This window comes from Bacillus sp. 11C (assembly GCF_055486375.1).
Genome location: NZ_JBUPVZ010000004.1, coordinates 287,627 through 310,893 on the forward strand (window position 1 = coordinate 287,627; position 23,267 = coordinate 310,893).

Annotated in this window: 23 protein-coding genes, 1 riboswitch and 1 other annotated feature; all 23 genes read right to left on the reverse strand. The window is 45.9% G+C overall.

Features of this window, described 5'->3' with window-relative positions; genetic code table 11:
• Positions 1 to 4: 4 nt before the first annotated feature.
• The 23 genes from cysP to ACY3LV_RS08515 all read right to left on the reverse strand — a co-directional run bounded on the left by cysP (position 5) and on the right by ACY3LV_RS08515 (position 23,247).
• The gene (gene cysP, locus ACY3LV_RS08405; RefSeq protein WP_087992111.1) at positions 5 to 1,069 is read right to left on the reverse strand and encodes a sulfate permease; all 1,065 of its coding nucleotides are present in this window, start codon (positions 1,067 to 1,069) and stop codon (positions 5 to 7) included.
• Positions 1,070 to 1,080: 11 nt separating this feature from the next.
• Complete coding sequence (locus tag ACY3LV_RS08410) at positions 1,081 to 1,782, reverse strand: phosphoadenylyl-sulfate reductase (RefSeq protein ID WP_464863624.1); 702 nt, start codon at positions 1,780 to 1,782, stop codon at positions 1,081 to 1,083.
• Between the two features lie 154 nt (positions 1,783 to 1,936).
• A riboswitch (SAM riboswitch) is annotated at positions 1,937 to 2,042 on the reverse strand.
• 144 nt (positions 2,043 to 2,186) lie between these two features.
• Positions 2,187 to 2,819 (reverse strand): orotate phosphoribosyltransferase, encoded by a 633-nt coding sequence (gene pyrE, locus ACY3LV_RS08415; protein WP_289628027.1) that lies wholly within the window; start codon positions 2,817 to 2,819, stop codon positions 2,187 to 2,189.
• Positions 2,816 to 3,535 carry an orotidine-5'-phosphate decarboxylase gene (gene pyrF, locus ACY3LV_RS08420; RefSeq protein WP_148961868.1) on the reverse strand — a complete coding sequence of 240 codons (720 nt, stop codon included), beginning with the start codon at positions 3,533 to 3,535 and terminating at the stop codon, positions 2,816 to 2,818. The genes pyrE and pyrF overlap by 4 nt, the downstream gene beginning before the upstream one ends.
• Positions 3,504 to 4,439, reverse strand: a complete 936-nt coding sequence (locus tag ACY3LV_RS08425; protein ID WP_464863625.1) for a dihydroorotate dehydrogenase — start codon at positions 4,437 to 4,439, stop codon at positions 3,504 to 3,506. Before ACY3LV_RS08425 ends, pyrF begins: the two co-directional genes overlap by 32 nt.
• The gene (gene pyrK / locus ACY3LV_RS08430) at positions 4,439 to 5,209 is read right to left on the reverse strand and encodes a dihydroorotate oxidase B electron transfer subunit (protein ID WP_087992116.1); all 771 of its coding nucleotides are present in this window, start codon (positions 5,207 to 5,209) and stop codon (positions 4,439 to 4,441) included. Before pyrK ends, ACY3LV_RS08425 begins: the two co-directional genes overlap by 1 nt.
• On the reverse strand, positions 5,206 to 8,421 hold the full coding sequence (gene carB, locus ACY3LV_RS08435) for a carbamoyl-phosphate synthase (glutamine-hydrolyzing) large subunit (protein ID WP_464863626.1): 3,216 nt from the start codon (positions 8,419 to 8,421) through the stop codon (positions 5,206 to 5,208). Before carB ends, pyrK begins: the two co-directional genes overlap by 4 nt.
• The gene (locus tag ACY3LV_RS08440) at positions 8,406 to 9,500 is read right to left on the reverse strand and encodes a carbamoyl phosphate synthase small subunit (RefSeq protein ID WP_148961870.1); all 1,095 of its coding nucleotides are present in this window, start codon (positions 9,498 to 9,500) and stop codon (positions 8,406 to 8,408) included. The genes carB and ACY3LV_RS08440 overlap by 16 nt, the downstream gene beginning before the upstream one ends.
• Complete coding sequence (locus ACY3LV_RS08445) at positions 9,497 to 10,783, reverse strand: dihydroorotase (RefSeq protein ID WP_148961871.1); 1,287 nt, start codon at positions 10,781 to 10,783, stop codon at positions 9,497 to 9,499. Before ACY3LV_RS08445 ends, ACY3LV_RS08440 begins: the two co-directional genes overlap by 4 nt.
• Positions 10,767 to 11,681, reverse strand: a complete 915-nt coding sequence (locus ACY3LV_RS08450; protein ID WP_464863627.1) for an aspartate carbamoyltransferase catalytic subunit — start codon at positions 11,679 to 11,681, stop codon at positions 10,767 to 10,769. The genes ACY3LV_RS08445 and ACY3LV_RS08450 overlap by 17 nt, the downstream gene beginning before the upstream one ends.
• 143 nt (positions 11,682 to 11,824) lie before the next feature.
• Positions 11,825 to 13,132: a uracil permease PyrP gene (pyrP, locus tag ACY3LV_RS08455; protein ID WP_333517634.1), complete on the reverse strand. Its 1,308-nt coding sequence runs from the start codon at positions 13,130 to 13,132 to the stop codon at positions 11,825 to 11,827.
• Between the two features lie 179 nt (positions 13,133 to 13,311).
• A complete protein-coding gene (gene pyrR, locus ACY3LV_RS08460; RefSeq protein WP_087992122.1) occupies positions 13,312 to 13,857 on the reverse strand; it encodes a bifunctional pyrimidine operon transcriptional regulator/uracil phosphoribosyltransferase in 546 nt (181 codons plus the stop codon).
• 183 nt (positions 13,858 to 14,040) lie between these two features.
• Positions 14,041 to 14,952 (reverse strand): RluA family pseudouridine synthase, encoded by a 912-nt coding sequence (locus ACY3LV_RS08465; protein ID WP_333560460.1) that lies wholly within the window; start codon positions 14,950 to 14,952, stop codon positions 14,041 to 14,043.
• A gap of 1 nt (position 14,953) precedes the next feature.
• Positions 14,954 to 15,418: a signal peptidase II gene (gene lspA / locus ACY3LV_RS08470; RefSeq protein WP_087992124.1), complete on the reverse strand. Its 465-nt coding sequence runs from the start codon at positions 15,416 to 15,418 to the stop codon at positions 14,954 to 14,956.
• 102 nt (positions 15,419 to 15,520) lie between these two features.
• Positions 15,521 to 15,895, reverse strand: coding sequence for a TraR/DksA family transcriptional regulator (locus ACY3LV_RS08475; RefSeq protein ID WP_148961875.1), 375 nt, complete (start codon positions 15,893 to 15,895; stop codon positions 15,521 to 15,523).
• Between the two features lie 144 nt (positions 15,896 to 16,039).
• Positions 16,040 to 18,805, reverse strand: coding sequence for an isoleucine--tRNA ligase (ileS, locus tag ACY3LV_RS08480; RefSeq protein WP_464863628.1), 2,766 nt, complete (start codon positions 18,803 to 18,805; stop codon positions 16,040 to 16,042).
• A gap of 52 nt (positions 18,806 to 18,857) precedes the next feature.
• Positions 18,858 to 19,084, reverse strand: a binding site (T-box leader).
• Between the two features lie 62 nt (positions 19,085 to 19,146).
• A complete protein-coding gene (divIVA, locus tag ACY3LV_RS08485; protein ID WP_003221468.1) occupies positions 19,147 to 19,641 on the reverse strand; it encodes a septum site-determining protein DivIVA in 495 nt (164 codons plus the stop codon).
• A 93-nt stretch (positions 19,642 to 19,734) separates the two neighbouring features.
• Positions 19,735 to 20,508 (reverse strand): RNA-binding protein, encoded by a 774-nt coding sequence (locus ACY3LV_RS08490; protein ID WP_333560462.1) that lies wholly within the window; start codon positions 20,506 to 20,508, stop codon positions 19,735 to 19,737.
• Between the two features lie 61 nt (positions 20,509 to 20,569).
• Positions 20,570 to 20,842, reverse strand: a complete 273-nt coding sequence (locus ACY3LV_RS08495; RefSeq protein WP_087992128.1) for a YggT family protein — start codon at positions 20,840 to 20,842, stop codon at positions 20,570 to 20,572.
• Positions 20,843 to 20,848: 6 nt separating this feature from the next.
• Positions 20,849 to 21,307, reverse strand: a complete 459-nt coding sequence (gene sepF, locus ACY3LV_RS08500) for a cell division protein SepF (protein WP_148961878.1) — start codon at positions 21,305 to 21,307, stop codon at positions 20,849 to 20,851.
• Complete coding sequence (locus tag ACY3LV_RS08505; RefSeq protein WP_148961879.1) at positions 21,304 to 21,996, reverse strand: YggS family pyridoxal phosphate-dependent enzyme; 693 nt, start codon at positions 21,994 to 21,996, stop codon at positions 21,304 to 21,306. Before ACY3LV_RS08505 ends, sepF begins: the two co-directional genes overlap by 4 nt.
• Positions 21,997 to 22,002: 6 nt before the next feature.
• Positions 22,003 to 22,839 carry a peptidoglycan editing factor PgeF gene (gene pgeF / locus ACY3LV_RS08510; RefSeq protein WP_464863629.1) on the reverse strand — a complete coding sequence of 279 codons (837 nt, stop codon included), beginning with the start codon at positions 22,837 to 22,839 and terminating at the stop codon, positions 22,003 to 22,005.
• Positions 22,840 to 23,001: 162 nt separating this feature from the next.
• A complete protein-coding gene (locus tag ACY3LV_RS08515; protein WP_003232153.1) occupies positions 23,002 to 23,247 on the reverse strand; it encodes a YlmC/YmxH family sporulation protein in 246 nt (81 codons plus the stop codon).
• Between the last annotated feature and the right edge of the window lie 20 nt (positions 23,248 to 23,267).

A 23,267-nucleotide genomic window follows, 5' to 3' on the forward strand; every position in this document is an offset into this window, starting at 1 on the left:
ATGATCAGATTCCCCCGCCTTGTTCGTGGACAGAGCGTCTCTCTTTACGTATGGCCTTCATCAGGCTGACGGCACCGACCGTCGCTAAGAGCACGCTTACCATAATAAAGATTGAATAATAATCCGCTTTTAAAAACAAGGATACAAGCATATAAGAAATCGATAAAGATAAAAACGGCGATACAATCCATACCTTCAGCATCGTTTGAACAACTTGTTTATGGAACACATTCGGACCGTTTTTTGCCATGCCTATTCCGATAATAGACGATGAAGTGACTTGCGCCAAAGGCACCGGCATCCCAAATACCGAACTGATGATCACCAGTCCCGCTCCCGTACCGGATAAGAGAATGCCTTCTCCTTTTGAGAATCTCGTAATTTTCTTCCCGTTTGTTTCTAACACACGCCGGCCTAATAACAGCGCGCCAAGAGCAACAAACGCTCCTCCGTACAAAGTTCCTTTCGCGACATCCAGCACACCGGCCGCCACTAACGGGCCAACGGCATTCGCCACGTTGTTCATGCCGGCAGAGAACGCTTCGAAAAATCCGGCACCTAACAATGCAATGCCAAGGAATTTTTGCTTTTTAGAAGATTTAATTTCAATCTTAAAATAACGAAACAGCTTAAATACGAAATAGGTGAAGCCGAAAGCGAACAGCGGGACAAAAACCCAAAACGACACAATGACCAGAAGGCTGTTCACAAACAATACTTTGTAAGCGACTCCCACGCCGACAACAGCACCGACTGTTACTTCACTTGTCGACAAAGGAATGCCGAGCAGATTAGCCGTAAAGAGCGACAGCGCAGCGGCTCCAATAATAATGCAAACAATCGTCAGTGTAATCGTCTGCTCGGGGATAATTCCGGAACTGATGGTTTTTACAACCTCCCCCCCGCCAATGACCGCCCCAGCTAGCACACCGACTGCGCATAGGATCAAAGCGTAGGTTTTCTTTCTGATGGCTCCAGAGCCGTAAGCAACTCCCATCGAAGCTGCAGCGCCGCTTGCACCAATATTCATCGCGAAAAACAAGCTAAATAAAATAGCGGCTAGTTCCATTTTGCAGCTCCTTATTCATGCAGTCCGCATTCTGTTTTCGCCATGCCATTCCATCTGCCTGAGCGTAAATCCTCTGCGGTAAAAGCAGGAGCCGTACAAGGCGCGCAGCCAATACTTGGATAACCTTGGTCATGAAGCGGATTGTAGTCCAGCTCATTCCGGGATGTGTATCTCCAAATGTCTTTCCAAGTCCAATGGATAAGCGGGCATACTTTTACTGATTTGAATTTTTCATCTTTGTTTAAGAAATTCGTATGGGCACGGCTTGGCCCTTGATCGCGGCGCAGACCGGAAAGCCAAGCCGGATGTCCCGAAAGCGCCTCTCTTAAAGGAACGATCTTTCTGAGATAGCAGCATTGATTCGGTTCTCTTTCCCACAGTTTGTCACCATATTCACCGGCTTGCTGTTCAAGGGTAAGGTCTGGTTTTTTCAGGATGATATGAAGACCAGGATAACGCTCTTTCACTCGTTCAATCGTTTCATATGTTTCTTTAAAATGAAGCCCTGTATCAAGAAACACAATCTCTGCGTCTTTTTTCACTTTATAAATTAAGTCAATCAAAACGATTCCTTCAATTCCGAAACTGCATGCATAAACAAGCTGATTGCCGTAATGGCCGTATGCCCACTTTAAAACTGACAGCGCTCCTTTATAAGGATCGTCTTCCGGAAATGTAATCGTTGGTTCTTCCCAATTATCGTACGTTAACATTTCTTCTTTCCTCCTTTCGGAGACAACAGTAGCTTTCTGCTGGTTGTCTTTTACCAATTGTATTGCGCGGCTGCGGTTATCGCAGTCAGCCTTTTTTCCTCTTAAAATAAAAAACTTTCAATCCGGCGGAAAGAAAGACAGGAACAGCATGTAGCCCTTATCTTTCAAAATGGAATTCATTTTGCTGGAAGTAGCACCTTACAAACTGTGCAGGTTGCCGGGCTTCATAGGTCCAGTCCCTCAGCCGCTCTTGATAAGTTTTTAGATTTGTAGTAAATTTTAGCACAATTCTAACATAAGTCAACCCGACTTTTTTTATAGGATTAATAAAAAAACAGGCTGCAAGGCCTGTTTTCAAGTACAGAAAGGCTTTGGAGCCCTTGTACATCACCAAAATTTATTTGTTATTTTTTAAACCAATCTTTTGACTCGGGATTTTGTTTCCACGTTTTCAGCTTTTCTAAATCGTCTGAATGAATATTTCCGTTTTCAAGCGCGACCTGTGTGAGCGTATCATAATCAGTTAAAGAGTAGTATGGCAGTTCTGCCTTCGCAAACGCTTCCTGCGCTTTAGGCAGTCCGTACGTAAAGATTGAGACGACACCAAGCACTTCACAGCCTGCCGCTTGTAAAGCCGCCGCAGCTTCAAGCACACTGCCTCCTGTGGAAATTAAGTCTTCGATCAAAACCGTTTTTTGGCTTTTTTGAACAGTTCCCTCAATCTGATTGCCTTTTCCGTGCGTTTTCGGCTTGCTTCTCACATAACACATCGGAAGATTCAAACGGTCAGCCGCCAGAGCAGCATGAGGAATACCGGCTGTTGCTGTTCCCGCAATCATTTCAGCTTCAGGAAAATGCTCTTCGACAAGCTTGCTGATGCCTGAAGCGACATCATTTCTGACCTCCGGGAATGATAGCGTAAGGCGATTGTCACAGTAGATGGGCGATAAAATGCCGCTAGCCCATGTAAATGGCTCGTTCGGGCGTAAAAATACAGCTTGGATGTTTAATAGATGTTTTGCGATGACTTGTTTCATGATTTGATCCCCTCCCATTCGAGTCTGACAGCTTCATAGGCTTTTACCGGGTCTTTCGCTTTTGTAATCGAGCGTCCCACCACAATCGCTGATGAACCTTTCTCTCTTGCAATTGCAGGTGTCGCTACGCGGATTTGGTCATTCGCAGCGTCCTCTGACAGCCTGATCCCCGGAGTAACAGTCAGAAATGAAGGCGATACCGCTTCGTAAATGGCTTTTGCTTCATGAACAGAGCAGACCACTCCATCCAGCCCGCTTTCTTCCGCCAGTTTGCTGTAGTGGACGACCGTGTCGATCAGAGGTTTTTCGATCAGCAGTTCATCTTTCATGAGTTGTTCAGATGTGCTTGTCAGCTGGGTTACCGCGATAAGGGACGGGCGTTTTTGTCCGGCCGGCGTCCCTTCTTCTAAGCCTTCCAGAGCTGCTTGCATCATTTTTTTGCCTCCTGCCGCATGAACATTGACGAGGTCTACTCCGAGACCGGCAAGGCGCTTCATCGCTTTGTTTACAGTGGTCGGGATGTCATGAAGCTTTAAATCTAAAAACAGCTCGCAATTTCTTTCTTTTAGTTGTTTGACGATAGATGGCCCTTCTTGATAAAAAAGCTCCATCCCAACCTTTACAAATAACGGTCCTTGCTGAAAAGGCGCTAAGAATGCAAGTGTTTCTTCAGCTGTTGCAAAATCAAGCGCGATGATGGGCAGGTTGTTTTTCATGGTTCCAGCTCCTTCCGATGCATTCTTCAATTGATTGATAGCCGTATTGGCGCAAAACAGCTGGGAGCTGGTCTATAATATCTGGGCATGCAAAAGGATTTACAAAGTTTACTGTTCCGACAGCGACCGCGCTTGCTCCCGCAAGAAGAAATTCCAGTGCATCTTCGGCCGTCTGCACGCCTCCCATTCCGATAATCGGGATGTTGACCGCCTGGCTGACTTCATACACCATGCGAATAGCAACCGGCCTCACAGCAGGACCAGAAAGCCCCCCTGTTTTATTCGCTAATATCGGCTTTCCTGATTTTAAATCGAGTCTCATCCCGATTAATGTGTTGATCATCGTAAGACCGTCCGCTCCCGCCTCCTCGATCGCTGATGCAATTTCTGTGATATTTGCCACGTTCGGGGAAAGCTTCACATAAACGGGTACATCTGAAACCTCTTTAACCGCTTTCGTCAAATCAGCAGCCATTTTAGGGTTCGTGCCAAAAGCGATTCCGCCTGTTTTCACATTCGGGCAGGAAATGTTCAATTCAAGTGCATGAACGTTGGGCGCTTTACTGATATGCTCTGCGACTTCTACATAATCCTCGATCTGAGAACCTGCGACATTGGCAATGATCGGTGTTGCAAACTGCTCAAGCCACGGCAGCTCATTTTGCAAGACGCTTTCCAGCCCCGGGTTTTGCAGACCGATCGCATTGAGCATTCCAGCGCCAGTCTCAGCTACTCTAGGCGTCGGGTTCCCGAAGCGAGGCTCCTTCGTCGTAGCTTTGATCATGATGGCTCCGAGACAAGATAAATCATAAAAACGCGCAAACTCTTTTCCAAAACCGAAGCAGCCTGATGCAGGAATGATCGGATTTTTCAAATCTAGTCCAGGCAATTTCACCTCTAGCATTACAGCGCCACCTCCTGAGCTTTAAATACAGGCCCGTCGAGACATACTTTTACGTAGGATGTCTCACTTTCGTTTGTATGGCACACACACGCGAAGCATGCGCCGATTCCGCAGCCCATTCGTTCCTCCATCGACAGGTAAACTTCTTTATGGGCATATTCCTGTTTTAACGCCTTCAGCATCGGTGTCGGCCCGCAGCTGAGAAGGATGTCAAACTCTAGGTTTTTCTGTTTTATCACATCTGTGACAAATCCGGTTTCCCCATAGCTTCCGTCAGCTGTTGCCACATACGTGTCTCCGTACTGCCGGCACGCTTCTTCGTAAAAAACATCCTTTGCCGATTGGAATCCTAAAACGTGTATGACTTTGACCCCTTTTTCGTTCAAGCGTTTCGACAGCTCTTGGAGAGGGGGCACACCAACACCGCCTCCCACCAGCAAAGCCGTCTTTCCGGGTTTGACTTCATTGACAGGAAAGCCATTTCCCAAAGGCCCGAGGACATCCACAAGCTCTCCCTGCTGCTTTAGCGACAAGAGTCTTGTTCCTTCCCCATCTACTCGATAAATGATGGTGACTTCATTTTTTTCAAAGTTGACGTCGGCGATGCTGATTGGTCTCCGCAAAAGAGGCGTAACCGCTTCGCTCACTTTAAGATGAAGGAACTGTCCCGGGGTTGTAAACCCTTGGACAAGCTCCCCTTTCAAAACCATTTGATACACCCGGTCCGCAATTTGCTGGTTAGAACATACTGTCAAATACGCTTTTTTCATATAGTGACTGCCGCCTCCTGATTTGTGTTAACTGCCGGCATTTGATCAGCACGGAAGGTCATGCTTTCCAGCACTCGCAATATCGCTTCTGCCGTATCTAAAGATGTTAAGCAGGCAACACCGTTTTCTACTGATTCACGTCTGATTCTAAATCCGTCTCTTGCCGGCTGCTTTCCTTTTGTCAGCGTATTGATGACAAACTGCGCTTCTCCGTTTCTGATCACGTCAAGCAAGTTCGGGCTGTCCTGGCCGATTTTCCCGACCACCTTCGCAGGAATAGAAGCTTCTTTCAGGTAACCTGCCGTTCCTTCCGTCGCTAAAATGTTGTAGCCGATCGCATGGAACCGCTTAGCGATGGCAAGCCCTTCTTCTTTGTCCTTATCAGCCACTGTTAAAAGCACGGAACCGTAGTTAGGGATTTGGATGCCTGAAGCGATCAAGGCTTTATAGAGCGCCTTTTCAAGGGTTGAATCTTTCCCCATGACCTCACCAGTTGATTTCATTTCAGGCCCTAACGTAATGTCCACTCTTCTCAACTTAGCGAAGGAGAAGACCGGCGCTTTTACAAATACACCCTGCTGTTCAGGCTGAAGGCCCTCTGTATAGCCAAACGCTGCCAGCTTTTGCCCGAGAATGACTTTTGTGGCTAGGTTCGCCATTGGGATACCCGTAATTTTGCTTAAGAACGGTACGGTTCTGCTTGATCTCGGATTCACTTCGAGCACGTACACTTCGCCTTGTGACAGTACGAATTGAATGTTGAGCAAACCGACAATGTTCAGCCCTTTAGCAAGTGCGATCGTATATTGTTCAATTTTTTTCTTAATGTCTTCTGTGAGTGACTGAGGCGGATAAACAGCGATTGAGTCTCCGGAGTGAACGCCCGCCCGTTCAATGTGCTCCATAATTCCCGGGATTACAACTGTTTCACCGTCAGATACTGCATCCACTTCAATTTCTTTCCCTGTTAAATATCTGTCAATTAATACTGGGTGCTGCGGATTGATTTTGACTGCGTTTTTCATGTAATGAAGCAGTTCTTCCTCATGATACACAATCTCCATCGCCCGGCCGCCAAGTACATAGGACGGGCGCACCAGTACCGGATAGCCGATGTCACTCGCGATGCTTACCGCCTGATCAACTGATGTCGCTGTTTTGCCAAGCGGCTGCGGAACACCAAGTGCTCCAAGCGCTTGTTCAAATTTATCCCGGTCTTCCGCACGGTCTAAATCCTCTAATGAAGTCCCAAGGATTTTCACTCCGCGTGCAGAAAGCTCATCAGCTAGGTTAATGGCAGTTTGTCCGCCAAACTGTACGACAACGCCCATTGGCTGTTCGAGGTCAATGATGTGCATCACATCTTCAATCGTAAGCGGCTCAAAGTACAGCTTGTCCGAGATACTGAAATCTGTTGAAACGGTTTCCGGGTTGTTATTGACAATAATGGCTTCGTAGCCTGCCTGTTTGATTGCCCACACAGAATGAACAGTGGCGTAATCGAACTCAACCCCCTGACCGATTCGGATCGGACCGGAACCAAGCACGATCACACTTTTCTTATCCGTAACGACTGACTCATTTTCTTCTTCATATGTGCTGTAGAAGTATGGCGTTTCCGATTCAAACTCCGCCGCGCACGTATCTACCATTTTGAATACGGGCGCAATTGCCGCTTGTTTTCTCAAGCTGTAAAGCTCCGATTCTTTCATTTTCCACTCACGGCTGATGTACTTATCAGAGAATCCGAGTTCTTTTGCCCGTCTCAGCACATCCGTATCGCCCACATTTGCCTTCAGTTCTTTTTCAAACTTTACGATTCCCAAAAGCTTATGCAAGAAGAAGACATCGATAGCGGAAAATTCATGGAGGGCTTCTACCGTGTAGCCTCTTCTATACGCTTCAGCTAAGTAGAATAAGCGTTCATCACCGGCCTTTTTAATTCGTTTTTCAAGAAGCTCATCTGAAATGTCGGCAGCGTCTTTCAATTCCAAGTGATACACATCCGCTTCCAGTGAACGCACAGCCTTCAGTAATGACTCTTCAAGCGTGCGGCCGATCGCCATGACCTCTCCTGTCGCTTTCATTTGCGTGCCGAGCTTTCTGTTTGCTGATTCAAACTTATCAAACGGCCAGCGCGGAATTTTGGATACGACATAGTCAAGAGCTGGTTCAAATGCTGCATATGTTTTTCCTGTCACTGGGTTCATCATTTCATCTAATGAAAGGCCGACTGCAATTTTAGCAGCGAGCTTTGCAATCGGATATCCTGTCGCTTTTGATGCAAGGGCAGATGAACGGCTGACACGCGGGTTTACTTCAATAATGTAGTATTGGAAGCTGTCTGGATCTAAAGCGAGCTGGACGTTACATCCGCCTTCAATTCCAAGCGCGCGGATCAGTTTTAATGATACATTCCGCAAGAGCTGATATTCGCGGTCGCTGAGCGTTTGGCTCGGCGCGACAACAATGCTGTCTCCAGTGTGGATTCCGACTGGATCAATGTTCTCCATATTACAAACGACAATGGCGTGGTCCTGACTGTCTCTCATGACTTCATACTCGATTTCTTTATAGCCGGCGATGCTTTTTTCAAGCAGACATTGGTGCACCGGGCTTAATTTTAAGCCGTTCTCAACAATCTCCTTCAGCTCGGTTTCATTCGAGCAGATGCCTCCCCCTGTTCCGCCTAATGTATATGCCGGGCGGACAATGACAGGGAATCCAATTTGGCTGACGAAGGTTTCTGCTTCTTCCAGGGAGTGGATGATTTCACTTTCAGGCACCGGTTCATTCAGTTCATTCATTAGTGTCCTGAACAAGTCGCGGTCTTCAGCCTGCTGAATCGCAGACAGCTTCGTGCCAAGCACTTCGACGCCGCACTCTTCCAGCACGCCTCTTTCAGAAAGCTCAACGGCAAGATTCAAACCGGTTTGGCCGCCGAGAGTAGGAAGAATGGCATCCGGGCGCTCTTTTCTGATGATTCGCGTCAGGAATTCAGGAGTGAGCGGTTCGATGTAAACCCGGTCAGCCATTTCAGTATCTGTCATGATTGTGGCGGGGTTTGAGTTGACAAGAATGACTTCATAGCCTTCTTCTTTCAAAGCAAGGCAGGCTTGCGTTCCCGCATAATCAAATTCTGCTGCTTGGCCGATGATGATCGGTCCAGACCCGATTACTAAAATTTTGTTAATGTCTACGCGTTTTGGCATACCGCTTCCCCTTCTTTCTCTGTTGTGTCGATCATTTCGATGAATCTGTCAAATAGATGGTTGGCATCCTCAGGACCAGGTGAAGCTTCGGGATGATATTGAACCGTAAATGCCGGCTGTGTTTTATGCTTCAGCCCTTCAATCGTATCGTCGTTAATTGCGATATGTGTCACTTCAAGTTCTGTTTCGCTGATGGATGACACTGTATAGCCATGGTTTTGAGATGTTAAGGCGACTTTTCCGGTTGCCAGCTCTTTTACCGGGTGGTTTGAACCCCTGTGGCCGAATTTCATTTTTTCAGTATTCGCTCCGCACGCCAGCGCGAATAATTGGTGGCCGAGACATATTCCGAATAATGGCACTTTACCAAGAATACCTTTGATCATTTCAATCGCTTCAGGCACATCTTTCGGATCTCCAGGTCCGTTAGAAAGCATGATGCCGTCCGGTTTCAGCTGAAGCACTTCTTCCGCTGTAATGTTGTAAGGTACAACGATGACGTCACATTTCCGTTTGTTCAGCTCTCTTAGAATCCCGTGCTTCATGCCGAAGTCAACCAAGACAATGCGTTTGCCTCTTCCCGGGCTCGGATATGCTGTTTTGGCTGATACTTGAGATACTTGATTTCTCGGCAGTTCAGTTTCATCAAGCCTTTTCAGCACTGCTTCGATATCTTCATCAGGTGAAGCGAATGTTCCTTTTAGCGCGCCTGCCGTGCGGATCATTCTTGTTAGCTTTCTTGTATCAATTCCCTGCAGTCCGGGAATGTTTTTCATTTTTAAATATTCGTCTAAGGTGTATGCTGAACGCCAGTTGGAAGGCAGTTCACATAATTCTTTGACGACCAACCCTTTTACAAAAGGGGTAATGGATTCAAAATCATCACGGTTAATACCGTAATTTCCGATAAGCGGATACGTTAATGTTACGATCTGCCCGCAGTAAGAAGGATCAGATAAAATTTCCTGATAGCCTGTCATCCCAGTGTTAAAAACGACTTCTCCCATGCTGTTTTCTAAGCTTCCGAAGGCTTTTCCCTCGAATACCGCCCCGTTTTCCAGTACTAATCGTCTCTTCATTTGACAAGTCTCCCTTCTTCATAAGCAAGCATCCCCGCCGCAATTGTAGCGACTGGCCAGCCGGTGCAGCTGATGCCGTTGAATGGTGTATTTTTTCCTTTTGACAAAAATGTCTCTTTGTCTATCACTGCTTCTTTTTCCAAATCAATTAACGTAATATCAGCAACTTGCCCCGTTTGTAATATTCCGTATGGGAGACCGAACGCTTCGCATGGTTTAATTGTCATATAGTCAATCAGCTGTTTCAGCGACCAGCTGCCATTTTTGACAAAGTGTGTGTATAGAAGCGGGAACGCTGTTTCTAAGCCGACAATTCCGAATGGCGCAAGCTTCATTTCTGTATTTTTCTCTTCTTCTGTATGCGGCGCATGGTCTGTTGCGATAAAATCAATCGTTCCGTCTAATAGACCTTCGATTAAAGCAGCTCTGTCTTCTGCGCTGCGGAGCGGAGGATTCATTTTATAATTTGTGTCCAGCCCCGGAATGTTCTCATCACAAAGCAGCAAATGGTGTGGTGACACTTCTGCCGTCACTCTGATTCCTGCTTTTTTCGCATCACGTACGACCCTGACAGACTCTTTTGTGCTGATATGGCATACATGGTAATGGCAGCCTGCCGCCTCAGCCAGCAATACATCGCGGGCAATATGAACCGATTCACACACAGAAGGAATGCCGTTGAGCCCGTTTGCTTTTGAGAATGTCCCCTCATGCACACTTCCTCCGTAAATTAAGGAGTTGTCTTCGCAATGTGCAACAATCGCTTTGTCAATTGCGGCTGCCCGCTTCATCGCTTCATACATCATTCCTGCTGTCTGTATACCGACGCCGTCATCTGTAAAAGCAAATGCTCCGGCTTCTTTTAAAGCTTCAAAGTTTGTCATCTCATCACCGATTTGTCTGATCGTAATGGACGCATATGGAAGAACTCTCACGCATGAGGTTTCTTTAATTCTGTTTTGCACCCATTCCATCTGCTCCTTCGTATCAGGAACCGGCCGCGTATTCGGCATTGCCGCCACAGTTGTATAACCGCCGCGCGCCGCTGCTTTTGCGCCGGTTTCAATGGTTTCTTTCTTCTCACCGCCTGGCTCTCTGAAGTGTACGTGGAGATCAACAAACCCAGGTGAAACGAGCAATCCTTTTGCATCAATTACCGTTTCTTTATCCGCTGCATCAAGCTTTCCGATTTCGGAGATGATTTCTCCTGTCACTCGAATATCCGCTTCTGTTTTTTCACCATTTTCGTTAAGTATCCAGCCGTTTTTAATGAGATATGACATACGCTGCTTCTCCTCTTTTCACATTGGTTTGTAAGGCACGCTGTATCACTGCCATTCTGATAAATACACCATTTTGCATTTGCTTGAATATTCTTGATTTATTACTTTCTACTAAGCTGTCATCAATCTCCACTCCTCTGTTTACCGGAGCCGGATGCATAATGATCGCATGCTGCTTCATACGCTCAGCCCGTTCTACTGTCAAGCCGTATTTGTTTAAATAACCTTTCTGGCTGACAGCGGACTGATGTCTTTCATTTTGAATGCGCAGCAGCATCACGACATCGGAAGATTCAACTGCTTCATCCATTGAAGCAAACGTACCGAATGTGTTTTCTTCATCCTGCCATTCCGAAGGACCGGAAAACAGGACGCGGGCACCCAGTCTTGTCAAAACTTCCGCATTTGACCTTGCCACTCTGCTGTGCTTAATATCGCCGTGAATGGAGACGGTAAGCCCTTTGAACGTATTGAACTCTTCATAAATCGTCATGACATCAAGCAGTGATTGTGTCGGATGCTGGCCGCATCCGTCACCCGCATTCAGAATCGGGATATTCACCTGGCTGACAAGCTCTTTATAGTACTCATCCTCACTGTGCCTGATGACGCACACGTCTACACCGATTGATTCGAGCGTCCGGATGGTGTCATATAGGGTTTCGCCTTTTTGCACGCTTGTGCTTGTTCCATCAAGATTCAGGACATTCATGCCCAGCTTTTTTTCCGCGACTTCAAAGCTGAACCGCGTCCTCGTGCTCGGTTCAAAAAACAGGTTCGCTGCAAATTTCCCCGCAAGCCCATTGTCTGTGTTTCCGCTTTTGAGGTCGCGTGCTGTTTGAAGCATATCTTTGATTTCCTCAGTGCTGAGTTCACTCATCGTCGTTAAATGCTTCATGTTTTTTCCCCTCTCATTTCAACTTTAAGGCTGAAAAACCCCGGTCTAAGATAGACTCGGGGTATGGTTAAATAGAGGGCAGCATTGAAGCTTCCTTCTCTTTATAACCCTTCCAAGCCTCTCTGGACTTTCATTAAAAGGTTTTAGATATGATGTTGTTCAGATGTGTCAACCTGCTCTTCCTTCGCCTGCGGAAGAATCAGGTTTAAGATGACACCGACAATTGCGGCAAGCGCCATTCCCGACACTTGGAATCCTCCTTGAGACACTTGGATAAACGCGCCTCCTACACCGATCACAAGGATCACCGATGTGATAATGAGGTTTCTGTTGTTTTCATAATCAATTTTGTTATCAATCAGCATTCTCAGACCGCTCGAAGCGATGATTCCGAACAGCAGGAAGGAGACGCCCCCCATGACCGCTGACGGCACTGAACTGATCAGCGCTGAGATTTTGCCGATAAAACCGAAGCATAAGGCAATCACTGCCGCGCCGCCGATGACAAAGACGCTGAATACTCTTGTGATGGCCAGCACGCCAATGTTTTCCCCGTAAGTCGTTGTCGGCGGACCGCCGATCAGGGAAGCAAGGATTGTCGCCACGCTGTCACCCATAATAGAGCGATGAAGCCCCGGCTTTTTAATGAAATCTTGTCCGACAACTTTGCTCAGCACCATTTGGTGGCCGATATGCTCTGACATTGTCACAAACGCGACGGGAACCATTGCCGCTGCGATGCCAAGTGTGACTGACGGTGAATAGTCTTTGAACGGGATGATAAACTCAGGCACTGCAAACCATTTCGCGTCAAGCACAGGCTGGAAGTTGACAATCCCTTGAGTAAGGGCAAACAAGTATCCGCCGATGATGCCGATCAGAACCGGAATCAGGCTTAAAAATCCTCGTAAGAAAGTCGCGCAAATAATCGTAATCGCCAACGTAACGCCTGCGACACTGAAGTGCTTTAAGCTGTAAACCAATTCACTCGCGTTCGGATCAGCGTACATCGCCATGTTTACCGCAGTGCTGGCCAGTCCGAGCCCAATGACGATAATAACAGGTCCTACGACCACAGGAGGGAGAACCTTCATCAGCCATCCTGTTCCAAGCTGTCTGATCAATAAGGCAATAAGCCCGTACACTAACCCTGCAAGAAACGCTCCGACCATTGCCGCTCCCGGCCCGCCGGTCGCTTTGACCAGTATGATCGGAGAAATAAAGGCGAAGGATGAACCGAGATACGCCGGAATTTGCCCTTTCGTAATAAGCAGATAAGCGAGTGTCCCGATGCCGCTTGTCACCAATGCCACAGCAGGACTCATTCCAACCAGCTTCGGAACCAAAATTGTTGCGCCAAACATGGCAAATAAATGCTGCAGACTGAATGAAACCCACGAGAAAGGTGTCGGGACATCCCTGACTCCTAAATTCACTTTTTTCTTACTCATGATGATTTTCCCCCTGATAGTTGACTTTCATTTTAGGATGACTCAATGACTGTATAAAAAAACCTCTTTGCTATTTTTTACGCAAAGAGGCATACAAAGATCCGCCGTATACTTTCGGGGCTTTGTTGTGCACCTCTTTGCAACCTCTCTGGATTGCCTTTAAAAAGGTGATCTATTATTCATTCATTTTGATAAATGGCCACGAGATCGTTTTGATCTACCTCATGAAGCTGAACCATAACCTTTTCAGCCTTTGATGTCGGGATGTTTTTCCCGATATAATCCGCTCGGATTGGCAGCTCCCGGTGTCCTCTGTCAACAAGCACAGCAAGCTGAATGGAGGAAGGCCTGCCTACATCAACAAGCGCATCCATACCGGCTCTGACCGTTCTTCCGGTGTACAGGACATCGTCAACAAGAATGACTTTTTGATCGTTGATGTCTACCGGAATATCTGCACCTTTCACTAGCGGTTCTTCGTTGCTCGTTTTTTTGGAAAGATCGTCTCTGTAAAGGGTAATATCAATCTCACCGACTGTTACAGGACTTCCTTCAATCTGCTCAATTCGTTCCGCAAGGCGTTTCGCCAAGTAAATCCCTCTTGTCTTAATGCCGACAAGGATGCAGTTATTCATTCCTTTATTGCGTTCGATCATTTCGTGAGCAATTCTGGTCAGCGCCCGTCTGATTGCTTGTTCGTCGAGAATGACAGCTTTTTGATTCAATGTGTGACACCTCACAGTTCATATAGAAGAAAAAACCCCTCCTGCCAGAGCATAGAGGGGTTTTGGGACAAGGTGCGCGCATATACACGCATCCCAGTCTATCCGTTATCCTTCTCAGCCTCTCTGGACTGTTTTAAAGAATCTATTCAGCTTCGTTTATTATTTCAGAAAAGAAATAGTCTGTCAACCATTTCTTCTAAGGTTTTCGATTAATTGTGCCATATCCTCCGGAAGCGGCGCTTCAAATTCGATATATTCGCCAGTGCGGGGATGATCGAAACCTAAAATTCCGGCGTGAAGGGCCTGACCGTTAAAATCGATCGTTTTTCTCGGCCCGTACTTTGGATCGCCCGCCAATGGAAATCCAATATATTTCATATGCACACGAATTTGGTGCGTTCTCCCAGTTTCAAGCTGGCATTCCACCAATGTAAAATCCTGAAAACGCTCAAGCACATGAAAATGGGTGACGGCGTTTTTGCCATCACGCGCCACAGTCATGCTTTGACGGTCTTTCTTGTCCCGTCCGATCGGAGCATCAATTGTGCCGTCATCGTGAGAAATAAGCCCGTGGACAACTGCCGTATATTTGCGTGTGACCGTTTTGTGGACCAATTGATTTACGAGTGACTCATGCGCCATATCATTTTTCGCCACCATTAGTAAGCCGGACGTGTCCTTATCGATTCTATGAACAATTCCCGGACGCATCACGCCATTGATTCCGGAAAGATCCGTGCAATGAGCCATAAGGCCGTTTACAAGTGTGCCCGTAAGATGCCCTGGGGCTGGGTGGACAACCATTCCACGAGGTTTATTGACAACCAGCACATCCTGATCTTCATAGTAAATATCCAAATCCATAGGTTCTGCCAGTACGTCGAGCGCTTCCGGCTCAGGTACAGTGACGGTCACCTGATCACCCGGCTGAATTTTATAATTTGATTTTACGGGGCTTCCGTTCACGACAACTTGTCCGTCTTTCACCCATTGCTGAACCTGGGTTCTCGACCAATCATTCTCAGTCGAGGCCAGAAATTTATCAATCCGCTCACTTTTTTGTTCTTCTGAAGCGGTTATATCAATTTGATTCATGCTATTGCTCCTTTTTCTTTTTCCCGCTGTCCAACATCATTTGTATAAATAAAAGCATGACGCCGACACATAGTGAAGAGTCCGCGATATTAAAAATCGGGTAATTGTAATCCACAATAATGACATGGATAAAATCCACAACTTCCTGTCTGAAAGCCCTGTCGATGAAGTTGCCGATGGCACCGCCGAGCATAAGTCCGAGAGCTACGCCAAGAAGCCTTTGTCCTTTAGTATAACGCTGTATGTAATAAACAATGCCAATAATAACCGCGGTTGTAATGAGGTAGAAAAACCACATCTGACCGGCCAATATCCCCCATGCAGCACCCGTATTGCGATGGGAGGTGATATAGAATACCTGATCAATGACCGGAATACTTTGTCCAAGTTCCATATTCTTAACGACAAGCCATTTTGTCAATTGATCGGCTGCAATAATAAGAAGTGCAATGATATAATACAGCACAAACGTTCCTCCAGTTTACGGTTACTTTAGTCCATTATGCATTTTATCAATAAAAAGCACTGGAGTAAAGAAATATCAGGCATATTAACCGGCCAGACACTGTTATTCATACAGCGCCTGACCATATTCGATATCCGTTGATTTCCATAGCGGAAGCGTTTTCTTTTCAAATTGGACAGAGTAAAGAAAATCGTCTGTAGTGCGGGCAGTCGGCAGCACAGCAAGCTTTGAAATCGGAATGGACGCTCCTGTTTCTTCGCAGTATCCAAATGTGCCGTTTTCGATTTTGGACAATGCGAGGAGAACGTCTTGAAGCTCTTCTTTAATGTGATAGATCAGAGTTGCTTTTTGTTTATGATTGATTGCTGCTTGCGGACTTGTTGAAGCCTGAAAGCAAGAATACTCAAATAATCTCGACTGTAGTTCTTCTTTCATCAGAAGAAGTTCCGTATAAATTGCGGTCAGTTGATCATTCATTCATCACAACTCCTGCTCTTAACGTAGTACCTATATTGTTGCCTGTGAATGATGATCTAAAGCCCATAAGATTTTTCCTGCTGTTCTAATCGATGTCACTCTTGGCACAAAAAAAGCCCGGCTTTTACGCCGGGCTCTTTTCCATTATTTTTGATAGTATTTTTCAACGATTTCAGCGTTTCGCAATGAAAGGGTAGGATAGTTCGGATTTGCACCCACATCTTTTGAAATCACACGAGATCTCTCACACATTTCGCCCTCGGCTTTCTCTACAGCAATTTTGCCTGTCGTAAAGCTTTGCGCATCGTTCGGCGCTTCATTTTCTTCGCTGATTGTCAGTTCAGAAACAATAAACAGCTGAGAAAGATTTTCTTTTATGGAAGCTAAGAGCTCTTTGTTTTCTTTGTTTGGATACAATTTCAAGTTTGCTTCCAATGATTTGCCGATAATTTTTTCGTTCCGCGCGGTTTCTAACGCTTTTAGCACATCGTCACGGAAAGTCAAAAAGCGGTCAAATTTATCTTCTGTCGCTTCGCTGTTTGGAACCGTGATTGTTTCCGGCATATCTGTCAGCTGAACGCTTTGCTCTTCAACGAATGTTAAATGAGACCATAATTCGTCAGCCGTATGAGGAAGGATAGGAGCCGAAAGCTTCACTAATGCAAGCAGCGTCTCATAGAATACTGTCTGCATGCTGCGTCTGTCCGGATGATCCGCATGCTCGATGTACACAATATCTTTTGCGAAATCAAGATAGAATGAGCTTAATTCGATTGTGCAGAAATTATGGATACTGTGATACACAACCGCAAATTCGTACTCGTCATACGCTTTTTTCACTTTGTCAATCAGTTTATTCAGCTTAATCAGCATATACTGATCCACTTCGCGAAGATTTTCGACAGCCACCGCATTCGTTTTTGGATCAAAATCGAATAGGTTTCCGTGAAGAAAACGGAACGTATTCCGGATTTTACGGTATACTTCAGCAACCTGCTTCAAAATGGCGTCAGACACGCGAACATCCGCCTGATAATCAACTGAAGACACCCATAATCTCAAAATATCGGCACCAAGCTGTTTCATGACTTTGGCTGGAACAACGACGTTACCGATTGATTTACTCATCTTACGTCCTTCTCCATCCAGTGCAAACCCATGGCTGAGCACACCTTTATATGGCGCTTTTCCTGTTACGGCTACCGCTGTAGAAAGAGACGAGTTAAACCAGCCGCGATATTGGTCAGATCCTTCTAGATATAAATCAGCCGGGCGAACGAGGTCTTCACGCTCTTCAAGCACCGCTTGATGGGAAGAGCCTGAATCAAACCAAACATCCATGATGTCCTGTTCTTTTGTAAATGTGCCATTCGGGCTGCCAGGATGCGCAAAACCTTCCGGAAGAAGATCCTTCGCTTCTTTTTCAAACCAAATGTTTGATCCGTGCTGCCTGAACAATTCAGAAACATGTTCGATGGTTTCATCTGTAATAATCGGTTCTCCGTTTTCAGCGTAAAATACCGGAATCGGCACACCCCACGCACGCTGTCTGGAAATACACCAGTCTCCGCGGTCACGAACCATGTTGTGCAAACGCTGCTCGCCCCATTCAGGAACCCATTTGGTTTCTTTAACGGCATCCAGCAGGTCTGATCTGAAATCTTTAATTGAAGCAAACCATTGCGCTGTCGCTCTGAAAATAGTTGGTTTTTTTGTTCTCCAATCGTGCGGATAAGAGTGAGTAATAAATTCTAGCTTCACAAGCGCGCCTTTATCATCAAGCTGCTGTGTGATCACTTTGTTCGCATCATCATAGAACATGCCTTCAAAGCCTGGAGCTTCACTTGTCATGACACCTTTTGCATCAACCGGGCATAGCACATCTAAACCGTATTTTTGGCCAATGATAAAATCATCTTCCCCGTGTCCCGGCGCTGTATGAACACAGCCTGTTCCGGCATCAGTTGTCACGTGTTCGCCAAGCATAACGAGAGAGTCTCTGCCATACAGCGGGTGTTCAGCAATAATGTTCTCAAGGTCTTTCCCTTTGATCGTTCTTGTCACTTCATATTGCTCAAACCCGCATGCAGACGCAACATTTTCGACTAAATCACTGGCTACGACAAAGCGGTCTTCACCTACTGCAATCACGCTGTACTCAAGGTCAGGGTGCACTGAAATTCCGAGGTTCGCCGGAATTGTCCAAGGCGTTGTTGTCCAGATAATAATACGCTCGCCGTTTTCAAGAACGCCTTTGCCGTCTTTTACACCAAAAGCCACATAAATAGATGCTGAACGTTTATCTTGATATTCGATCTCTGCTTCAGCCAACGCAGACTCACTTGAAGGTGACCAGTTAACCGGTTTAAGGCCTTTATAAATGTAGCCTCGTTTTGCCATCTCACCAAATACGCGAATTTGCTGCGCTTCGTATTCCGGTTTTAATGTCACATATGGGTTTTCCCAGTCACCGCGGACACCAAGGCGTTTGAACTGCTCACGCTGTCCCTCGATTTGCTTCCAAGCGTACTCTTCGCACAGTTTGCGGAATTCCGCTACTGACATTTCTTTACGGTTGACTTTTTTGTTTTTTGTGAGAGCCGTTTCAATCGGCAACCCGTGTGTATCCCAGCCAGGTACATACGGCGCGTTGAAGCCGCTCATTGATTTATAGCGGACAATGAAGTCCTTCAAAATTTTGTTAAGCGCATGCCCCATATGGATGTCTCCATTTGCATACGGAGGTCCGTCATGTAAAACAAATTTCGGGCGGTCTTTCGTCCGTTCCTGCACAAGATGGTAAATATCCTCTTCTTCCCATTCCTTTTGAATGTCAGGCTCACGGTTTGGCAAATTTCCTCGCATCGGGAAATCTGTTTTCGGCATTAAGAGCGTGTCTTTAAAATCCATTTTCATTCCTCCACTGCATTTTTTCAGAAAATAAAAAAAGCCCTCTCATCCCATAAGGGACGAGAAAGCTTATCTCGCGGTACCACCCTTTTAGAAAAAGCCAGCATACGCTTTTTCCTCTCGAGCATCGTAACGTGATGAACGTCCTAACCTACTGTGAGTTCAGAAAGGAAACTTAAGGGCTGATCTACATGATTCCGGCCATCCCGGACTCTCACCATCTCCGGGTCGCTATGAAGGCCTGAAGGAAACATGACTGTCCCTTTCAACCGTCTTTTCATCTGAATTTATGAACGTATTATATTCGACAAGCTAAGAAAATGTCAAGATGATCAGAAAATTTATTCCTTTTCCTCAAATACTGCGTCGACTTCATACTCAAGCAGATGGTCCCAATCGTCATTTTTCAAAAGATCGAGCTGTGCTTCAATCAGCATTTGGAAACGTGTTCTGAAAACTTTAGACTGTTTTTTCAGCTCTTCAATTTCCATTGCAATTTTTCTTGATTTTGATAAAGATTCGTTGATAATGCGATCAGCATTTTTCTCCGCTTCCCGAACGATCAGCTTTGCTTCTTTTTGAGAATTGCGTTTTACGTCTTCAGCCGCTTCTTGAGCAACTAAAATCGATTTATTCAGCGTTTCTTCAATATTGGCAAAGTGTCCGATTCTTTCATCAAGTTCATTGACTTTCGCTTCAAGCTCAGTTTTCTTACGGAGAACAATTTCGTAATCTTTTCTGACTTGCGCTAGGAATTCATTTACTTCATCTTCATCATATCCGCGAAAACTTTTTGTAAACGTCTTGTTGTGAATATCATTTGGCGTTAATGGCATGATGCCACCTCCATTTTTACATTTCAGTACGGTTATCTAGTTCACATTATAAAACAAATTTCGCACAGATGGAGAAAAAAACTGAAAAACCGACTATTTTTGTCGTTCAAACGTAACTCTCCATTTGTCTTTTTTGGTTTTTCCTTCGATTTTTGTCAAGCTGCACCGGCCAAAGCCTCTGATAGACAGCATGTCCCCTTCTGCCACCATGTATGAAGGATCTTCAACTACCTTCCAGTTCACTTTCACGAGGCCGTTTTTCACAAGCGTCTGTGATTTCTGGCGGGGTTGCCTACTCATAGAGGCGCAGACGGCGTCAAGCCTTAAAGAAGAAACCGTGTCATCTCTTATTTCGACATCAACTGCGGGAATGTTAAGGTCTGACAAGTCAATTTTCTCTAAGTTGACCGCAGCTTTGCCTGCTTGGGTCAGCTGTGCAGCCACAAAATCTGCGGTATCGGCTGAGACAATCAATTGCACTGATGTCTCAGAAAACACGATGTCACCAAACTTTTGCCGCTTTAAGCCTATGCCCATTAATGCACCAAGCAGAGAACGGTGATCTACTGAGACAAATTTTTCAGCATAACGGACGTTAAACGCCTGCAGTTCAAAATCCGACTCTTCCGGCGTGATGTACTCTGGATACAGAATCGCCCGTTTTCGCTCAGCTCTGCCATAGCCGCCGGAAAAAGCAAGCCCGACGTCTGCCTGTCCCGTAACAGCAGAGAGGATGACCTGCTCTCGGGGGTCTAAAAAGTCGGTCAGCTTCATCCTGTACTGTTCCTGGACAATGCTTTTCCATTCGAGCGCCTGATCAATAAAGGCCCGCTCGTCTTTTCTGAAGTGCTGATATATATCGCTCATCGTCTTTCCCTTCTATGTAAAGAGGCTTGGCTGCTGCCAAGCCCCCTATCAAACTGTCACTTTAAAACGCAATCATGCGATAAAGCCCCCACAAGCCGGTTGTCGCAAACCGAAGCACAAGAATAGCCACGATCGGTGAAATATCCAGCATTCCGATTGGCGGGATGATTTTTCTGAATGGTTCGAGATATGGTTCACAAATCGAAGCTAAAAAACGCCCGACAGCTGTTTCCCTCGTACTCGGCACCCATGACATAAAAATATATATGATCAGGGCAAATGAGTATATTGTGATTAATAAGCTTAAAACCGAAAAAACTTGATAAAGGATCATCTGGCTTTACCACCTCTGATGTTCGTCTTCAGATATGAGCTCAGAAATTGTGCCTGATACATCTACGTTATCAGGCGTGCAGAGGAAAATATCCGAGCCGATTCTTTGAATGTCGCCGCCGATGGCATAAACGGTTCCGCTTAAAAAGTCAACAATCCGCTTAGCCTGGTCATGCTGGATCCGCTGAAGATTGACGACAACTGCCCGCCGGTTCTTCAAATGGTCGGCTATTTCCTGTGCCTCCGCATAAACGCGCGGCTCACTCAACACCACTTTAGAGGATTTCTGAACACTTTGCAAGCTCACTACATTCTGTTTGCCCGCAGGTTTATGAGCTGCGTAAGCCGGCTTTTCTTTGTGCTCCTGCTGCTCCTCGTCAGATTCCCGCTCTGTCTCAATATATTCATATTCGTATTCTTCATCTTCCATTGAGAAAAAGTTTTTCAGTTTATTTTTCATACTCATTGCTGTACACCCCCTGTTTCATTTCCGACTAACGATGAGCCGATTCTAATATAAGTAGCCCCTTCTTCAATTGCAATTTCAAAATCATTTGACATGCCCATCGACAGTTCTGTACACGGAGCGTTCGGCTGTTTCAGCTCCTGAACCTGATGACGGAGTTCTCTCAGCGACCGGAAACAGCTTCTGACCTGATCTTGCTCATCAGTCAGTGGAGCCATTGTCATCAGTCCGGCCACAACGATATGTTCGAAACCGGAAAGCTCCTGTATGAATGGTATGACTTCTTCTTTTTTCATGCCGTGTTTAGAAGGCTCAAGAGAGGTATTGACCTGCACAAAGCACTTGACAGTACCTTCAGCCCGTTTTTCAATTTCTTTCGCTAATGAGAGCCGGTCTAAGGAATGGATATAGGAAACCGCATTGACAACGGCTTTTGCTTTTCTTGATTGCAGACTGCCGATAAAATGCCATTCCGGATTCCCTTTTATGATTTCCTGTTTGCGGAGCAGTTCCGCATCCCGATTCTCTCCGAGGCAGGTGATGCCCGCATCCACTGCCTCCTGTGCTCTTTCAGGCGATACATATTTTGTGACTGCAATAACCGTAACTTCATCGGAGCTGCGGCCCGATCTGTTACATGCTTCGTTTATTCGTTCGTTTATATGTCGTAAATGATCAACAACACGCAAGATCTTTTATGCCTCCTTCATTCCGATAAAGGACATCATTCGTCCAGTTTCCCCCTGATCGCGGCGGTGAGAATAGAAAAGTGACGGCTCACTTTCCGTGCATAAACCGCTGACAGAAATCTGTTCAGTTGCCAAACCGCTGTCGATCAGTATGAAGCGGTTCAGCTCTTTCAGATCAAGCTGATATTGTGCCTTTTCCGTCTGATTAACGGCACGTCCTGCCGAAACCGGCAATGCCCGGACAGCATCCATGACACGGTCGTCTACCGTATAGCATGCTCCGCTGATAGACGGTCCAATAACAGCATAAATGTCTGAGAGATTTGACCCTTCCTGCTCGGTCCATTGCTTCACCATTTCTCTGCCAATCTGTTTGACAGTGCCTTTCCACCCGGCATGGGCGACCCCGACAAGCGATTTAACCGGATCATAGAAGAAAAGAGGCACACAATCAGCAAAGCATAATGCCAAAAACACATTCTTTTCATTTGTGTAGAGCCCGTCCGTTGCTTTCAGAGCCGTGTGATACTCACGGGCGCCTTTTCCCCTATCTCTCTGCGTCACTTTTTGAACGCGATTATCGTGTGTCTGATCAGCAAATACCCAAGACTGCAAATCAATATTAAACATATCGGCAATATATTCGCGATTTTTAACTACATCTGCATCTTTGTCATGAACGTGCAATCCTGTATTTAACGATTCAAAAGGCTTTTGGCTGACACCGCCGTTTTTCGTCGTGAACCCGGCAATGACTTCTCTGTTGTTTTGATTCGTTTGTGTCCAGTCTTGTATCATGAGTGTCGAGGGTGTGGTAAGACTGAATGGGTGATATGTATTCATGATGATCCAACCTTTCGACAAACATTTAAAAAAGCGGAATTTCCCACTTATTTTACCACATCTTTCTGCATTCGTTGAGCGCCGATTTGCATATTTCTAAATGAAATGTGCCGGAAGAAACTGGACTTCCGGCATTTTCCAATCAGCAGCAGACAAGCAGGTTTATGCATGCGGTTCACTTAATCGGACCAAGATCACATCTTCCCCGATTTTTACTATATTTCGCCATGGAATGACTAATTCCTCTTCTTTTCCAAAAAATCCGAGAACCTTCCCATTCCCCCCTAATATGATCGCCTGAATTTTACCAGTAGTCACATTGATATCGATATCGCCAATGCTCCCCAGCTTTTTCCCGTTTGAGACATTGACAACATCCTTCACCTGAAATTCTGAAATGCTGATCATTCCATCACGTCCTTTTTCCG

Coding starts and splice junctions, on each gene's coding strand:
- pyrP (WP_333517634.1), bottom strand. CDS start 13,132: ATGAGTAAGAAAAAAGTGAATTTAGGAGTCAGGGATGTCCCGACACCT.
- ACY3LV_RS08475 (WP_148961875.1), bottom strand. CDS start 15,895: ATGAATGATCAACTGACCGCAATTTATACGGAACTTCTTCTGATGAAA.
- ACY3LV_RS08445 (WP_148961871.1), bottom strand. CDS start 10,783: ATGTCATATCTCATTAAAAACGGCTGGATACTTAACGAAAATGGTGAA.
- carB (WP_464863626.1), bottom strand. CDS start 8,421: ATGCCAAAACGCGTAGACATTAACAAAATTTTAGTAATCGGGTCTGGA.
- ACY3LV_RS08425 (WP_464863625.1), bottom strand. CDS start 4,439: ATGCTAGAGGTGAAATTGCCTGGACTAGATTTGAAAAATCCGATCATT.
- ACY3LV_RS08440 (WP_148961870.1), bottom strand. CDS start 9,500: ATGAAGAGACGATTAGTACTGGAAAACGGGGCGGTATTCGAGGGAAAA.
- sepF (WP_148961878.1), bottom strand. CDS start 21,307: ATGAGTATGAAAAATAAACTGAAAAACTTTTTCTCAATGGAAGATGAA.
- ileS (WP_464863628.1), bottom strand. CDS start 18,805: ATGGATTTTAAAGACACGCTCTTAATGCCGAAAACAGATTTCCCGATG.
- cysP (WP_087992111.1), bottom strand. CDS start 1,069: ATGGAACTAGCCGCTATTTTATTTAGCTTGTTTTTCGCGATGAATATT.
- ACY3LV_RS08490 (WP_333560462.1), bottom strand. CDS start 20,508: ATGAGCGATATATATCAGCACTTCAGAAAAGACGAGCGGGCCTTTATT.
- pyrK (WP_087992116.1), bottom strand. CDS start 5,209: ATGAAAAAAGCGTATTTGACAGTATGTTCTAACCAGCAAATTGCGGAC.
- pyrE (WP_289628027.1), bottom strand. CDS start 2,819: ATGAAACAAGTCATCGCAAAACATCTATTAAACATCCAAGCTGTATTT.
- ACY3LV_RS08465 (WP_333560460.1), bottom strand. CDS start 14,952: ATGAATCAAATTGATATAACCGCTTCAGAAGAACAAAAAAGTGAGCGG.
- ACY3LV_RS08515 (WP_003232153.1), bottom strand. CDS start 23,247: ATGATCAGCATTTCAGAATTTCAGGTGAAGGATGTTGTCAATGTCTCA.
- ACY3LV_RS08495 (WP_087992128.1), bottom strand. CDS start 20,842: ATGATCCTTTATCAAGTTTTTTCGGTTTTAAGCTTATTAATCACAATA.
- ACY3LV_RS08410 (WP_464863624.1), bottom strand. CDS start 1,782: ATGTTAACGTACGATAATTGGGAAGAACCAACGATTACATTTCCGGAA.
- divIVA (WP_003221468.1), bottom strand. CDS start 19,641: ATGCCATTAACGCCAAATGATATTCACAACAAGACGTTTACAAAAAGT.
- ACY3LV_RS08450 (WP_464863627.1), bottom strand. CDS start 11,681: ATGAAGCATTTAACGACGATGAGTGAACTCAGCACTGAGGAAATCAAA.
- pyrF (WP_148961868.1), bottom strand. CDS start 3,535: ATGAAAAACAACCTGCCCATCATCGCGCTTGATTTTGCAACAGCTGAA.
- pgeF (WP_464863629.1), bottom strand. CDS start 22,839: ATGAATACATATCACCCATTCAGTCTTACCACACCCTCGACACTCATG.